The sequence below is a fragment of the Priestia sp. TRM10 genome, from assembly GCF_057808375.1.
Genome location: NZ_JBJZOT010000002.1, coordinates 242739 through 256278 on the forward strand (window position 1 = coordinate 242739; position 13540 = coordinate 256278).

Consider the following 13540-nt stretch of genomic DNA (forward strand, 5'->3'; position numbering starts at 1 on the left):
TCAAATTTCCTTTAAAAAGAAATAAAGCAGCCTAGACATTACTAGGCTGCTTTATTATTAATTATTTATCTATCTGAGTAAAACGTTAGATACGTTCCACAATCATCCTAGTTTTCTCTATAAACGAGCTAACATTCTAATTTTAAATAAGAGCATATTTCCCTATCTAATGTTTATGATTTATACATTAAATAAATTTGTTTGGTAATATAATTTGAACTAAAATGAAGGCCGTTTTTTATCCACCACATAATGATACCTACCAGAGAGGCTGTTTTAATATCAACTGCAACATAATCATCAGGTAGATTCTCCTCCGTATTTTTTCTTCTGGTTTCTATTAATTGTTTTAACAGTAAAAATAACTGTTCCTCAAATTGATCTATTTTAAATAGAGTAAGCAAATAAGTTCGATGGATATATAAATAATCAAGCAATTGGGTTAGCTTTTGCTTTTCAGACAAATCTTTTGCATGGATTAAATCACAGGTTTTATCAGAAAGCTCATGGAGAATTTCATCTGTAATTTGTGTCAATAAATCTTGAATATCTTGATAGTGTAAATAAAACGTTGTTCGATTTAACCCTGCTTCAGATGCAACTTTTCTAACGGTTAAGTTTGAGAGAATTGGATCTTTACCTAGGAGAGAAAAGACGGCGCTTTTAAACATTTCTCTCGTACGAGTAGTACGAGGATCTTCTTTTTTAGAGATAGACATTTTTAAACCCCTTTGTAGATTTTACCGAGACTTTATCGACATAACTTATTTTCTGCGTCGAGTAGTGAACACTTTCAGATAAACTGTTCATGGTCAAGGAATAGATATTTTGTTACTATGAATTTTATCGACACAGTGTTGATAATTCAAGTGAAAAATGAAGGAGCTTATATATGCAGGAGGAGATAACGGAAAGAAATAAGAAAATCTTATTAATTGTCCTAATTGCCGGCTGTTTCTTATCGACATTAAATCAGACGCTCTTAAACGTGGCTTTAAGTAGTTTCATGGATATATTTAATGTTACAGCTGCAACTGTACAATGGATATCCACAGGCTTTATGCTTGTAAATGGTGTTTTAGTACCGATTACAGCATTTTTAATGAAACGTTTTACAACAAGGCAGCTATTTATTAGCTCGATGTTCTTCTTGTTCATTGGATCTGTACTATGTGCTTGTGCTATGAATTTTGGGGTTCTGTTGACAGGAAGAATGATTCAAGCGATTGGAGCAGGCATCATTACACCACTAATGATGACCGTAATTTTATATTTATATCCTAGTGAAAAGCGCGGAAGTATTATGGGGACCATTGGCTTTGCAATAATCTTTGCACCAGCTATCGCTCCTACTTTATCGGGCTTTGTTGTTGAGTATGTTTCCTGGAGATGGCTATTTATTGGATTAGTTCCCTTTGTATTAATCGTTATTGTTCTAGCATTTAAATATTTAATGAACGTTTCCGAAACGGCAAAAGCAAAATTAGATGTTGTGAGTGTTTTGTTATCTACAATTGGTTTTGGCTGTATTTTATTCGGGTTTAGTAGTGCTGGAAGTAAAGGATGGGATCATCCTGTAGTTATCACGACCATTGTTGTTGGTGTAATTGTTACTATTCTTTTCTGTTTACGACAAATCAAATCTAATGATCCATTATTGAATTTATCTGTATTTAAGTATAAAGTATTTACCCTTACATCCATCCTTAACATACTTATTACAATGATTATGTATGCGGATCTTATTCTTTTACCTATTTACTTACAAGATGGAAGAGGTTTTACCGCATTTGAAGCTGGATTACTATTATTACCTGGAGCTGTTATTAATGCCTTTTTATCGCCAGTCACAGGAAAAATGTATGATAAATACGGGCCAAGACCCACTTTTATTACGGGGTTAATATTTATTATGATTTCCATGTGGGGGGTAATTGATTTAACTGAATCCACAACTTATATATACTTAATGGTCCGTACCATTATTTTACGAATTGGACTAAGCTTTATCTCCATGCCTTTAAATACAGCAGGATTAAATGCTTTACCAAGAGAGTTAGGTTCGCATGGTTCAGCAGTCAATAATACCGTCCGACAATTAGCAGGAGCTATTGGAACGGCAGTAGTTGTTACAGTGTATACAATTCAAGCCACATCACGCGCTACGGAGTTATCTACTGAGAATGCGAATATGGCAGCTATGCAACTTGCTAAGTTATCTTCTATTTATGGTTCAAGTGATGCCTACATGTTTATGTTAGTGTTATCTTTTGTTGCCTTAATTCTTGCTACTCTAATGCCTAAAAAAAGTAGCTGTCCAAAAAGAGAAAAGTAAATCTCTCAACTAAGATAGACACTATTTTTATCTATGTGTATATGAAACAAAAGCCTATTTGAGATTTCTCAGGTAGGCTTCTGTTTTTGTAAGGAGGTTTTATGTTATTAATGTCTAAATAGGCTTCATTTCCTTTAGATATATTTCTACGGACAGTTTTGCATCCTTTTATAATTCAGATTTGCAAGTAGGGGAAAAAGTCAGAACCAAGCTTTAGAAAGTAACTGCACTCCTTCATTAATCCCATTCTCATCTAAACCAGCAAACCCAAGGAGGATTTGAGGGTACTCTTGATGAGATCGCTGATCATAAAATGTAGATACAGGATACACTAAAACTCCCTGTTCTCTAGCCTTATCAATAAGTTCTCTCTCTGTCATATTATTTTTAGGTTCTAAAAGCACATGTAATCCAGCTCCCGAACCCATTACTTTTACTTTACCATCCATATGAGCTCTGATAGCAGTAAGCAAAGCATTGTGCTTTTTCTTATAAATATTTCTTACTTTGTTCAGATGTCTGGACCATTGACCAGTTTCTATAAAGAGCTTTAGCGTATGTTGATGTAATCTGGAAACGGTTTGCGCATAACCAATAAAGTGTTTGTTATATTCAATCAATAACTTACTAGGAAGTACCATATAGCTCAAGCGTAGTGATGGAATGAGAGACTTCGCAAAAGTTCCCATATAGATTACTTTTCCATTTGAATCAAGACTTTGGAGAGAGGGAATAGGCTTTCCTTCATATCGAAATTCACTATCATAATCGTCTTCAATAATATATCCTCCTGTTTCCTTTGCCCATTCTATTAACTCTAGGCGTCGAGATATGGGCATTACCATCCCTAACGGGAATTGATGAGAAGGGGTCACATAAACGACTTTCACTTTACTATCTTTTAAGTGAGTAACATTTATTCCATTTTGATCAAGAGGGATAGGCTTGACTACTTGTCCATACTCCTTAAATATAAATCTTACGCGATTATAACCTGGCTCTTCTATACCATAAACTAATTCTCTACCTACTATTTTACACAGCATGCTTAATAGATATTGTGTACCGGCCCCAATAATAATTTGGTTTTCCGAACATTCAACTCCTCTAGATTGATATAGATATCTAGCAATATATTTACGAAGTTCTAACTCCCCCTGTGGATGTCCGTATAACAATAAATGATCTTGTTCATGTGCAAGACTCTTCAAAGTTAACTGACGCCATAATTTAAATGGAAAATGAGTTAAATCTATATCTCCATATTTGAAATCATATTTCATCTTTATTGATTTACCTTCATAAGCATTCAACTCGTTGTTTGTAGTTTCTCTGATACCAGGACTATAAGGTTCCGTTAACAACATTTCATTTTTGATCTCTTCAACAAATAATCCTTTTCTTTCCTCATTTCTAACATATCCTTCCGTAACAAGCTGTTGGTACGCAGTATTAATCGTATTACGACTTAAGCTTAGATGGTTTGCCAAATTTCTTTGAGAAGGCAACTTACTATGAGGGGGAATATTTCCTTTTTGTATTTCCTTTCTCAGATACTCATAAAGTTGAAGATATAAGGGCTCTTTTTTAGTGCTATTTAAATTTGGCATTATCTCTAACATTATTGATCTCCTTACCAGACTGGCACCTAAAAATTCTTATAATCTGGTTCTTTTGATAGGTCCAGTTTCTTTATTATAATGAGTTTATATTCTAGCCATTACAAAGTCAAAGGAGTGTCTCTATGTATATCCCATCATATTTTAAAATTGAAAACGATGAATTGATTTATGACATCATTCAAGATTATGGATTTGCTACTGTTTTCTCACACCATAAGAGAGAGCCTTTTGCTACTCATATTCCCCTGATGATGGATCAAAACAGGGAATATCTATATGGGCATTTTGCACGTCCAAATCCTCAATGGAAAGATATTCATGATCAAAGTGTTCTGGCTATCTTTCACGGGCCTCATTGTTATATTTCATCTTCTTGGTATGAATCAAATCGATCTGTACCAACTTGGAACTACTTAGCGGTTCATGTATATGGGAATTTTGAATTTATAGAGAACGAGGAACTAAAGAAATCTTTAAATGATTTAGTGGAAAAATATGAAGTACCTAACAGTACTTATCAGTTAGATGAGGTTGATGAAATGTTTTTAGAAGGTATGACAAAAGGGATCGTAGGTTTTAAAATTAAGATTGAAAAAATTGAAGGAAAAGCAAAATTGAGTCAAAATCATTCATTGGAACGGAAGAAGTTAGTTATTCAAGAACTAGAAAAGTTCAAAAGGGAGGATGAACAAAAGATAGCGTCTTATATGAAAGATTATTTGTAAAAGGATTTACTTCTAAGGAAGTGAATTTTTCGGTTCAACATGTGAGATATCTATCATGCCAATGAAGAACAGTAAAAGATCATAAGGTAATCCTAAGTTATTTGTAGATGAATCCTAAGAACATTTAGAAGTATACACTTCTTTTGAGTATATGGTAGAAGCAGAAAATTGAGATAGTGATGTTAAAAGATAAAAGGAAAGAGGATGTCGTTATGTTACAAGAAACATTTCATGTTGCTGTACCAACAGGGTTCTTTAAAGATGAATCCCTAAATATTAAAGGAACAATAGAACATATCAGATATTTGTATAATCAAGGAGTAAAATCTGTTTTGGTCTGTGGTACCACTGGAGAGCAACATAGTTTAACACTTAAAGAGAAGATTGAGATACTAAATCATTTAGTAGGGGAAGAAGAACTTATTAATCATATGGAGATTATATTTGGTGTATCATCCATTAGACAGTTAGAAGCAGAAGAATTAGCAAAGAAGATTTGTAATACAAAAGTAGCAGGCATTCTGCTTGGATATCCACCTTATATTTCACCTACACAAGAAGAAGCGATCGTTTATACAAAGAGAATTATCAATCTTAGCCACAAGCCTACTATTTTATATAATAATCCTAAACGAACTGGATTTGACTTATCATTAGAAAGTATTGTCCAGTTAAGTAAGACAAATTATGTGGTAGGAATAAAAGAAGCTGGAAATAAAGAAAGAGTTGCGTCCTTAAAAAAACATATTAAAAGAAATGATTTTTATTTTTATGCTGGTGGAGAATTAGAATTAAAAGAAAAAGTATTAGAAGGGTTTAATCGACTTTCTTCCATTGCAGGGAACATCTTTCCTATAGAATGCAAGGAATGGTTTAGTAAAATACTTACTAATCAAGAGATAACCGAGCAAGAGCAAAAGAAGGTAAACACTATTATTGAACAAGTATATCAAGGAAGTCCTTTAGTACATGTAAAAGAAATGATAAATCAAAAGGGGATTTTATTAGGGATTTGTAGAAGTCCACTTGGAAATGTGGAATTAAAGAAGCCTACTTCATAGAACAGTAGGCTTCTATTCTACTGTTGTTCGGTTTTTAGTTAACATAACACACATTCCAGCTATTTTTTTAATTTCTCTTTTCTTCACAAGTTATAGATGACTTCTCTTCTTGGAATAGCTCTATGAATTTAAGAAGAGGGGTGGAGAAGGTATTATCAGCACGATGAATAAAAAATGTATCAACTAAAGTGAATTCTTCAGGGAGAGAATAATGGGTAATCTCTTCTAGATGACTATATTTTTGGATAATAGATAGAGGAAGTAAACTAACCCCTAGACCAGCTGCTACGCAACCCATAAGTGCATCTAAGGAGCCGAACTCCATAACTTTGGAGGGTCTAATTCCTTCTTTGTGTAACCAACTCTCAAGTTTTTGGCGGTAAGAGCAACCTTTATGTAACACTAACAATGTTAAGTTACCAATGTTCTCTAACTTTAAAGGATAAGAAGGTAACAAACTGCTAACTAATACTAATTCTTCTCTGAAAATTTTTTTGGCAACGAGATCAGGATGCTGTACAGGGCCGGAAACGAATGCACCATCTAATTTATAATTTAGTACTCCTTCAATATGCTGAGCAGTAGGCCCAGTCTTTAAAGTTAGATCAACTTTTGGGTAGGTAGAATGATATCTTAAGATAAACATAGGCAAATGAACAGCAGCTGTTGTTTCCATTGACCCAATATATAACGGACCTTGAGGCTCTTCTTCATCCCGCATGACTTGTCTAGTTTCTTCGAAAAGACGAAAAATTTTATCAGTGTAGGTTAATAACAAGTCTCCCTTTGTTGTTAATGTAATTCCCTTATTATGTCGATAAAACAAGACTGTCTGTAGGCTACTTTCTAATTGCTGCATTCGAGTTGTTATATTGGACTGTGCATAGTTTAACTCTTTTGCAGCCTTCGTTATACTTCCATGCTCAGCAACCACCTTAAAAATACGCAATGATTGAATATCCATGCTTCTTAACACCTGACTTCCGCTTGCCATCTGTTTGAGCGATGGCAAATATCTTTTTTTTGAATTATACCATATGGATAAAATTATATATGATAAATATGTAGCATCTTTTGTAAGGAGTGAAGAAATGGATAAAAAACAGCTCTCCTTTTTGACAGGGGGTTTACTTGCAATGGCGATAGCATTAGGCATCGGAAGATTTTCTTATACGCCTATTTTGCCCCTTATGCAGCAGAAATTTGAGTTTTCCGAAACAATTGCTGGTTATCTAGCTTCAGCTAATTATACAGGTTATCTAATTGGAGCAATTTTAACAGGACTATTTTCCATGAGAGCAAGAACGGTTCCTATTTTAAGACTAAGCCTAATTATTGGGGTAGTGACAACACTCCTTATGAGTTTGACTACCTCTTATATAGGTTGGGCAATACTTAGGTTTCTATCTGGCATATGTAGTGCCATTGTTTTTGTCTTAGCTTCAAGCATGGTTTTAGAGAAACTGAGAGGGATAGATAAGACGAATTGGTCTGGTTTTTTTTATATGGGACCTGGGTCTGGAATTTTCCTAACCGGTATTTCTATTCCACTGTTCTATAATAGTTGGGGCTGGAAAGGAGCTTGGATTGGTTTATCTGGATTAAGTTTATTTTTATTACTTGTTGTCTTTCTAACCTTTAAAGAAACTCCTGGTTTCTTACATACCAAAAAAGGCAAGGCATTTCAAAAAAGCTTAGTGCCACCAAGAAAATGGCTACCTTTCTTGATATTGGCTAATGGTTGTGAAGGCCTAGGGTATATTGTAACGGGTACATTTATTGTCTCAATTGCTCAGAATACATCCTCTTTCCATTTTGACTCTTCTATAATTTGGACGGTTGTTGGTGTAACGGCTATTCCATCTTGCCTAATATGGTCATCACTTGCTAAAAGATGGGGATTTATAAAATTATTAGTTCTAGCTATGTTATTACAAGCAGTAGGAGTTAGTATTCCTGTGTTTTTTTCCTCGTCGTTTAGTTTGTTTACAAGTGCAGCGATCTTTGGAGCCACTTTTATGGGGATTACGTCTCTTGGAGCTACATTGCTAGGAAAAATGGTACCAACAAATAATAGCCGAATAATGGGGGTGTTTACAGCTGCTTATGCAATTGGACAAATGATTGGTCCAACTCTTGCAGGAGCTCTTTCAGAAGCTACAAGTAATTATCATGCTTCCTTATTGGGAGCAGCAGGGATTATCCTTATAGGGGCGATCTCACTTATTTCAGGATTAAAATATGAAAGGAAAAAAGAATCAAAAAGCAAGTCACATCATTTATTTAAATCTTAATACAAACGTTGTAACTTACTTCATAATCTGGAGGAGAAAAGATGAATTTATATAATCGTGTTTGTGAAGTTTTAAATATTGAAGTACCAATCATACAAGCTGGTATGGCCGGGGATAGGATTACAACAGTAGAGCTTATTGTGAATGTATGTGAAGCTGGAGGCCTAGGGACATTGGGAGCTGCTTATATGAGGCCAGAGGATATTCGGCAGACAGTGCAAGAAATTAGAAAACATACAGATAAGACATTTGCAGTGAACCTGTTTGCTACTGATATGATAGATAATACAGTTGGTATGGAAGAAGTTCAACATATGTTAGATGCTATGCGAGACATTTTGCATATTAAGCGTAGTGATCAAGAAATCAAAACTCAAAATTTATTTAAAAATCAATTTAAAGTATTAATGGAAGAACAAGTCCCCGTCGTGAGTACAGCTTTTGGCATTCTTCCCTCTTATGCTATGAAAATAGCAAAAGAGCAAGGCATGAAGGTTATTACAATGGTTACAACGGTTAGAGAAGCTTTAGAAGCTCAAGAACAAGGTGCAGATATTATCGTAGCACAAGGAAGTGAAGCTGGTGGTCATCGAGGAACATTTGATATGAATGAACATCCTGATGGAGCTAATATTGGGCTCTTCTCTCTCATTCCTCAAGTAGTAGATAGAGTTAATATTCCTGTTGTGGCATCTGGTGGAATTATGGATGGAAGGGGGTTAATAGCAGCTCTAACTTTAGGTGCAAGTGGTATTCAGATGGGAACTGCATTCCTAGCTACAAAAGAGTCTGGAACACATCCGTGCTATAAACAAGCTCTATATGATAGTGATGAAGAAAGTACTGTTATTACAAAGAACTTTTCAGGTCGCCCAGCAAGAGGAATTAAAAATGCTTTTATTAAGGAATTTGATCATTCTAAGATTCAACCTTTAGCTTTTCCTACACAAAATGCTGTGACAGGAGATATTCGAAAGGCTGCAGCTAAGCAAAATAATAAAGAATATATGTCTTTATGGTGTGGTCAAGGAACACGATTACTGGAGAAAGATAAAACAGCAACAGAGATAATTAATACTACTATGCAACAAGCAAAAAGCGTTTTAACAACATTTAATTACAGCTAAAACCATGAAACAATATATTTATATACATAAATGTATTGGCTCAGAAATTGGATCAGGGTTAACATAATAGATTTTATACGAAGTAAAAAAGGCGTAAAACCATTGAGTGACAAAGGTTTTACGCTTTTTTCTTTTAGGTATACTTTTATAGTCATTTATAAAACTGTAATTTTTCTCATATAATTAATAAAACAAGCAGCCATTTCTAGCTACTTGTTTTATTTTTGTTTCACTTTTAATTTACATTATATTACGGTCAATGTAATTAATCTTCAAGAAGCGGCGATAATGCTTCTGTTTTTTATGAAACCATGCTATTATCGTTAAGGTTTGTTGAGAAAGGAAGTTTTTTGTCCTTAAGGGCATTCTTTTGGTATAGTGTAAAAAAGTAAGGAGTTGATAGGGTGTTTTTCTCTGGATTGTTCCAGCAGTTTCCTGTAAAGGTTTTAATTGTGGCGCTGCTGATTATACTTATAGTTTATTTTATCCGCAAATCCATCAAGCTTTTTTTTGATAAAACAAGCTTCTTGGATGAAAAACGGGAAGAGACGTTGATGCATTTTTTCAACCAGGTGACAAAAGTATTAGGATTGGCTTTGTTCTTTATTTATTTGCTTAGCCCTTTCTTCGAGATGACAAAGCTTATCACAGGTTCGGTCGTGTTTGCAAGTGCCTTGGCATTGATTTTCCAGCATATCATCCGCGATTACATAATGGGGCTGACCTACTTGTTTGAGCGCCAGCTCCATCACGGGGATTATGTCATCCTCAATGGAAATCGTCAGGGGAAAATAGAGGAAATCAGCATGCGCTACCTAAAGATTCGCCAGTATGACGGATACCTCTATACAGTCTCCTATAGTAACATCACGGAACTTCAGAACGGGAACCGAGGAAGGCGCAGAGTAAACGAAAGCCTTGTCCTCAACTATAAGCAAAATCCGGATGATGCCTTCAAGGTGATGGAGGAAGTGGCACGAATATGCAACGAGAAATATGGTCAATATCTGTTGAAAGATGAGGACGGAGTTCCCGAGGAGAGTTTTCAATTCAATCAAATCACTGAACTGAACGTGGATTTCAGAGGTCACCAATATTCATTATCAGCTCTTGTAAAGGAAAATGATTTTGTGGAAGCAAGTAAAAAGGTGAGATATGAACTGGCAATGGCTGCCTACAAGAACGACTTAATGATGGCTGAGAGCCCTAACACAAGCAATTAAAAAGTAAACAAAGACTACAAAACGGATATAGAAAAGGTGAAAATGGGGGAGGTTTTTTGAGCGAAAGCGTTCCGCAGGGCAAAAAATACGACCCTTCTCTTGTCTATATCCACGTTTTTATAGTTACCATAATGTTGATTATCGGTATTATAAAAAGCCTTATTTTAAAATAAGGCTTTTTCTTTTTACATAGGTATACTTTTATAGATGTTAACTATATTAATTTTAATTCTTATCTTTATTTATATACTTCATTTTTGTAGATTGTCCACATATTGCTAAAAAAATAAAGTCTTAATTTTATTTTTTCTATCATGTAAAATGCCATATATATCAATAAACTTAGTGAATATCTTTATGAAGTAGTTAATTTATATCTCGATTGGTCTATCTAATTTTGGCTTATCTATGTTACTTCCATATTGAATTCTTATAGTATCATGTAAGGAAAGGTAAGTGTTAATATGCAAGAAAAACTGAGAAATGCTGTTGTGGTAGGGGCAGGTATTGGAGGGTTATCGGCTGCTATTGCTTTAAGAAAAACGGGTCTAAATGTAACTGTATATGAAAGAAATGAAAAAGGTGCTCCGTCAGGTTCCGGCATTACCCAATCTCAAAATACATTTAAAGTACTTAAAGATTTAGGTGTATATGAAGATTGTTTAAAATCTTGAGTACAACTAGATTATCTAGAAATTATGGACAAGGAAGGGAATTTGCTTCTTGAAGTGAACCAGAAATTTATGAATGCGGATGGACCAGGAAGAAATTCAATTTGGAGATCACGTTTAAAAGATGTTCTCCTTTCTAAAGCATTATCGCTTGGAGTAATAGTAGAATGGAAGAAAAATTTTACTACCTACCAGGAGAATCAAACAGAGGTTATCCTATCTTTTAAAGATGGAACTCAAGTCTCAGCTGATCTTTTAGTGAGTTTCGATGGGATACGATCTCAAGTAAGAGATATCATGTTAGGGAGAAAGGTTACTCCTCAATATTTAGGAATGGGTGCATGGAGAGTTCCTATAACATTTGAAAAAAATGCAATCTCAAAAAGAAGTTACATGTTGCTGAACGGGAATACAAAAGTCGGAATCTTTCCTTTAACAGATAAAGAGGGATATCTATTTATTTTAAAGCCTGTTCCTTCAGACTATTGGGATGATGAAAAAAAACGTTACCATACTGTTAATAAAATTTTAAAACATTTTCATGGCAAAGCGGATTTCATCAAAACTTGTTTTAACAAAGATACACCTATCATTTTCAATCTTATTGAAGAAGTCGTATTAGAAGAAAAATGGTATCGTAACCGTGTAGTAATTGGTGGAGATGCAGCTCATGCTAGTGCCCCTAATTTAGCTCAAGGAGCTGCTATGGCTATGGAAGATGCTAGTGTATTAGGAGAAGCACTTTCTAATAAGTCCTCTTTAGAAGAAGCACTTCATTCTTATTACATAAGAAGATTTCCAAGAGCTCGTGCTATTCAATCGCTATCTGCTGAACTTCTTAAAAATGAGTTAGAAGGTAATTTTGCTCAAGAAGAGATTATAGCTAAAAGCGATTGCATTCTACAAGAAGCTTACTAATCTCCTGTAGAGGGTTCTTTGTTATGAAAAGTTATTTAGAATAAAGAAGTTAACATAAAACATATTCGAGGAAGTAAAAAAAGCACAAACTCGTTAATTAATAACGGATTTGTGCTTTTTTATTTGTGATATTTTCTAATTTACGTAAAATAAACAAATTTTTTCACTGTTAACACTTGTCTTAGAGTCCACTCTAACATTTAAAATATCGATATATGTCTTAAAGAAATCTTTAGCACAACGCTAGTTTCATGACCAACCATGCAGATTAGGGAGAAAAAATAAGCGGAAGGGAATAAGGTGAGAAAATATGTTAATGAAAAATCTTATAGTGCAACTACCACGAGGACTCCAAGCGAGACATACAGCTTTATTTGTACGCAAAGTTTCCTCGTTTAAAAGTGAAGTCATTCTTTCTAAAAGCGGAAAGGTTGCCAATGGAAAAGATATCATGAAGATTATGGATTTAGTAATTAAAGAAGGAGATGAAATCACCCTAGTGGTGCATGGATTTGATGAACAAGTGGCAATGAAAACCTTAAAAAAATATCTTTCAAACCTTACATAAATATAATGAGTAAAATATTAGAAATCATTCGGAGAGTCGGAGAATTTCAGATTTGATAAACAAGTTTTCAATTTTATATTATTGTTCTTTATAAATAATATTTGAGTAGTTTTCTTGCTTTTTGTTAGGTCTTATTATTTAAATTTGCTACTAACATCGATACTCTAATAGTGACCATATTATCTAAATGTAACAGATTACTTTGTAAGTTATAGAGAGAATAGTAAGACCCGTATCTTATAGGTCTCAGTTTTTTATGAAAGGATTCATATAGGAGGTTTCTTATATTGAAAAAGTATAAGTGGGGAATGATATTACTAGTATTAGCATTCTTTATAGAATGGTCTTATAGTCTTCTGAATTATGAAAGAGAGACTGCTAGGAACTTTGCAGACAAACTCTTCTCTTATCCACTTCCTCCTAAAACAGAGATCACAGATAAAGGTTTTGACTACGAAGTTTTATATGGAGAAGCTCTTTGGGGGAGTAAAGATAAACCCACACCCACGGTCGTTGCTTACATAAGGTTATCATCTAAACTCAGTGAAAAAGAATTAATGGACTACTATAAAGAAAACAATGATGTAGAGTCTGGCATTAGTTCTTTAAAAGGTTTTGAGATTTATTTTGAAGGAGAGATAGAAAACCAAGCAACAATCATGAGTGAGAAAGATTGGTATGAAAAATTACATTTGAATAAAAGAAATAACGAAGAAAACCCTCTAGAGCTTATTGTTCAGGTGAAAAATATATCTGATTCTAATTCAATAGAAATTACTTGTTCCTAGAACTAGGTAGAAAAGATGTCTCAATTATTGTTTGATTTTTGGAACTCTAAGCATAGTATTCATTAGTAAACTAAATTTTTTATTATAGACAATTAGGAAATTACTGTAGATTCCTCAACAAAATTATAGAAAAGCCAATCATCCTAAGTAGGATGATTGGCTTTTTTTCTTTAATAATTGGTTTTTAAACTATAACAATTGCAAAAGA

11 protein-coding genes and 1 pseudogene are annotated in these 13540 nt (G+C 34.0%); 9 read left to right on the forward strand and 3 right to left on the reverse strand.

Translation table 11 applies throughout. The features are described from left to right. Window positions 1-173 precede the first annotated feature (173 nt). Entirely contained in the window at window positions 174-719 is a 546-nt protein-coding gene (locus ACK3CR_RS01240; protein ID WP_243509712.1) for a TetR/AcrR family transcriptional regulator, read from the reverse strand. Between the two features lie 173 nt (window positions 720-892). On the opposite strand from ACK3CR_RS01240, the gene ACK3CR_RS01245 reads away from it, so the two are divergent. Further along, the gene (locus tag ACK3CR_RS01245; RefSeq protein ID WP_488974597.1) at window positions 893-2335 is read left to right on the forward strand and encodes a DHA2 family efflux MFS transporter permease subunit; all 1443 of its coding nucleotides are present in this window, start codon (window positions 893-895) and stop codon (window positions 2333-2335) included. A 200-nt stretch (window positions 2336-2535) separates the two neighbouring features. Here the strand turns inward: ACK3CR_RS01245 and pdxR are convergent, their stop codons facing one another. Further along, window positions 2536-3957: a MocR-like pyridoxine biosynthesis transcription factor PdxR gene (gene pdxR / locus ACK3CR_RS01250; RefSeq protein WP_328124514.1), complete on the reverse strand. Its 1422-nt coding sequence runs from the start codon at window positions 3955-3957 to the stop codon at window positions 2536-2538. 122 nt (window positions 3958-4079) lie between these two features. Between pdxR and ACK3CR_RS01255 the strand changes: the two genes are divergently transcribed. Further along, complete coding sequence (locus ACK3CR_RS01255) at window positions 4080-4682, forward strand: FMN-binding negative transcriptional regulator (RefSeq protein WP_488974598.1); 603 nt, start codon at window positions 4080-4082, stop codon at window positions 4680-4682. A gap of 179 nt (window positions 4683-4861) precedes the next feature. Then, a complete protein-coding gene (locus ACK3CR_RS01260) occupies window positions 4862-5743 on the forward strand; it encodes a dihydrodipicolinate synthase family protein (protein ID WP_488974599.1) in 882 nt (293 codons plus the stop codon). 67 nt (window positions 5744-5810) lie between these two features. Here the strand turns inward: ACK3CR_RS01260 and ACK3CR_RS01265 are convergent, their stop codons facing one another. Next, window positions 5811-6707 carry a LysR family transcriptional regulator gene (locus ACK3CR_RS01265; RefSeq protein ID WP_488974600.1) on the reverse strand — a complete coding sequence of 299 codons (897 nt, stop codon included), beginning with the start codon at window positions 6705-6707 and terminating at the stop codon, window positions 5811-5813. Between the two features lie 127 nt (window positions 6708-6834). Here ACK3CR_RS01265 and ACK3CR_RS01270 point away from each other — a divergent pair, with 127 nt between their 5' ends. From ACK3CR_RS01270 to ACK3CR_RS01295, 6 genes and pseudogenes are all read left to right on the forward strand, one after another. Beyond that, window positions 6835-8037, forward strand: coding sequence for a YbfB/YjiJ family MFS transporter (locus ACK3CR_RS01270; protein WP_488974601.1), 1203 nt, complete (start codon window positions 6835-6837; stop codon window positions 8035-8037). Between the two features lie 41 nt (window positions 8038-8078). Beyond that, window positions 8079-9164: an NAD(P)H-dependent flavin oxidoreductase gene (locus ACK3CR_RS01275; protein WP_488974602.1), complete on the forward strand. Its 1086-nt coding sequence runs from the start codon at window positions 8079-8081 to the stop codon at window positions 9162-9164. Between the two features lie 404 nt (window positions 9165-9568). Next, the gene (locus tag ACK3CR_RS01280; protein WP_480380662.1) at window positions 9569-10387 is read left to right on the forward strand and encodes a mechanosensitive ion channel family protein; all 819 of its coding nucleotides are present in this window, start codon (window positions 9569-9571) and stop codon (window positions 10385-10387) included. A gap of 464 nt (window positions 10388-10851) precedes the next feature. Continuing rightward, window positions 10852-11976: pseudogene (locus ACK3CR_RS01285) on the forward strand (FAD-dependent oxidoreductase). Window positions 11977-12286: 310 nt separating this feature from the next. Beyond that, window positions 12287-12544: an HPr family phosphocarrier protein gene (locus ACK3CR_RS01290; RefSeq protein ID WP_243509703.1), complete on the forward strand. Its 258-nt coding sequence runs from the start codon at window positions 12287-12289 to the stop codon at window positions 12542-12544. 287 nt (window positions 12545-12831) lie between these two features. Further along, window positions 12832-13332: a hypothetical protein gene (locus tag ACK3CR_RS01295; RefSeq protein WP_243509702.1), complete on the forward strand. Its 501-nt coding sequence runs from the start codon at window positions 12832-12834 to the stop codon at window positions 13330-13332. Window positions 13333-13540 lie beyond the last annotated feature (208 nt).

Coding starts and splice junctions, on each gene's coding strand:
- pdxR (WP_328124514.1), bottom strand. CDS start 3,957: ATGTTAGAGATAATGCCAAATTTAAATAGCACTAAAAAAGAGCCCTTA.
- ACK3CR_RS01260 (WP_488974599.1), top strand. CDS start 4,862: ATGTTAAAAGATAAAAGGAAAGAGGATGTCGTTATGTTACAAGAAACA.
- ACK3CR_RS01265 (WP_488974600.1), bottom strand. CDS start 6,707: ATGGATATTCAATCATTGCGTATTTTTAAGGTGGTTGCTGAGCATGGA.
- ACK3CR_RS01270 (WP_488974601.1), top strand. CDS start 6,835: ATGGATAAAAAACAGCTCTCCTTTTTGACAGGGGGTTTACTTGCAATG.
- ACK3CR_RS01240 (WP_243509712.1), bottom strand. CDS start 719: ATGTCTATCTCTAAAAAAGAAGATCCTCGTACTACTCGTACGAGAGAA.
- ACK3CR_RS01255 (WP_488974598.1), top strand. CDS start 4,080: ATGTATATCCCATCATATTTTAAAATTGAAAACGATGAATTGATTTAT.
- ACK3CR_RS01275 (WP_488974602.1), top strand. CDS start 8,079: ATGAATTTATATAATCGTGTTTGTGAAGTTTTAAATATTGAAGTACCA.
- ACK3CR_RS01245 (WP_488974597.1), top strand. CDS start 893: ATGCAGGAGGAGATAACGGAAAGAAATAAGAAAATCTTATTAATTGTC.
- ACK3CR_RS01290 (WP_243509703.1), top strand. CDS start 12,287: ATGTTAATGAAAAATCTTATAGTGCAACTACCACGAGGACTCCAAGCG.